Origin of the sequence: Vibrio sp. 1F169, assembly GCF_041439605.1 — a bacterium.
Classification (GTDB): domain Bacteria; phylum Pseudomonadota; class Gammaproteobacteria; order Enterobacterales; family Vibrionaceae; genus Vibrio; species Vibrio tasmaniensis_A.
This window is the reverse complement of record NZ_JBGOOI010000160.1, coordinates 1-1571: the sequence shown is the minus strand read 5'-3', so window position 1 is coordinate 1571 and position 1571 is coordinate 1. Positions and strand designations below refer to the sequence as shown.

Sequence of the window (1571 nt, the reverse complement as noted above, 5' to 3'; positions counted from 1 at the left end):
AATGGCACTCTGCTAAGTGTAGACTGGCAGAGAGGGAGTGGATTCCATACATCATGTTAACGTAATTACTCAGTGGCAGATCGAGCCACTGAGATTATCGCACTTTTACTTATGGTTGCTATTACCGGAGTTGTGAAAGGAATCTCACAAAAGTGTGCGCAGACGATGTTCTCATCTTGTAATTTTCGTATGCATCATTGTGTTTTTCGTTGGCAGTAATATCTCGCAACTGGCCAAATAGCCTGCACTTATTGATGACTGCGAGGATATCTGGACTAAATAGTACAGTAGCCCCAGTAATTAACCTCACTGCTATTTGTGTTTTTTGAACAGTTTGTTTTTTAACCAAACCACAGGCAAGAATATAAGAAACCATAGCTTTTTCCCGAAGGCGAGTAAGAGAGCTCCAATAGCTAATCCACCTTTACCTGCAACCTTCCCTGTGATCAATTTGTACATCAAAGCACCAGCTCCAAAAGCTGCAACCGTATCAGTCTCTGGAACAAAGTCTTTATAGGTATGGCCTTTTTTATACTTTAGCTGCTCTAGAGTCGGCGCTAAGTTATCTTCCGCTGATATAAATTGCTCTTGAGATCCTACCCAAGTGATTTGACTATAACCTTCTCTAGATAATTTCAATGCTCTTGCATTAACTATTTTCTCATTATCACTACTGTGCGCTCTTATAGCATAATACATCGTTGCTTCTTTCTTGTTTAATGTTGGTTTCTCTGCCCATCCATCAATAAAGAGAAGCGCGCCTTTCCTATGCTTATTATCATCCTCTGTACTATCGATAAGCTCTTGAAGTAAATCATTGCTATCAATACTTTCTTCCCAATCATCCATTTTTATAAAGCCAGGTCTGCTTTCTGTTATAATAAATCTGCTTAAATCTTGGTTTAAAAGAACTGCATTTGGAGAGCTAGGAACTCCATTAATTTCTTCTTCTAAAATTGCTGCGTCATCACCTCTAACCAAAGACTGCTCAGTCATAACTAGGATCGTTGCGTCTTGATTTGGTACGTCATATATACCTTCATATTCCCAGTTAAGGTTATCGAGTGGATTGGCAAATACCGAGCTTGCAATTAACACTAATCCAATGGCCATGTATTTCATGTTTTCTCACTTAAATGCATATTATTTTTGTGCAATTTACCAGCTAAATACTTTAGTTATGTTGATAAAGATCTAAATGTAAGATATTGATGTATATGTCAATTATATATGATTGGTAGGCTATGCCGACATAGAGCCAGAAAGGTTTAGTACAGTACTTATCACCTTGAGTAATAACTGGAAGTACTTTAAAACTAATACTTGAACTTGCTGTTAAATATTCACATCAGAGACTTAGGGGCATAAGCGATTCAGTCGGAGTTGAATGTTCGGCAAATAAAAGTGCATCAAGTGAACCCGACACAACGAACTGAAGATAGAAGAAACTGCCTAGTTCTTATCAAAATCGCCACCTGTAACAACAGTGCCTTTTCATATTTTGAGATACTAAAAGTTAGGTTCATCGCGGCTTTCCGGGGAAAGCCGCTTTTATCTTCAAGAAGAAGTAG

Annotated in this window: 1 protein-coding gene; it reads right to left on the bottom strand. The window is 38.1% G+C overall.

What is annotated here, in order from left to right:
* Nucleotides 1-312: 312 nt before the first annotated feature.
* Nucleotides 313-1122 (bottom strand): DUF2167 domain-containing protein, encoded by an 810-nt coding sequence (locus ACED53_RS23325; RefSeq protein WP_054542158.1) that lies wholly within the window; start codon nucleotides 1120-1122, stop codon nucleotides 313-315.
* Nucleotides 1123-1571: the final 449 nt, after the last annotated feature.

Coding starts and splice junctions, on each gene's coding strand:
- ACED53_RS23325 (WP_054542158.1), bottom strand. CDS start 1,122: ATGAAATACATGGCCATTGGATTAGTGTTAATTGCAAGCTCGGTATTT.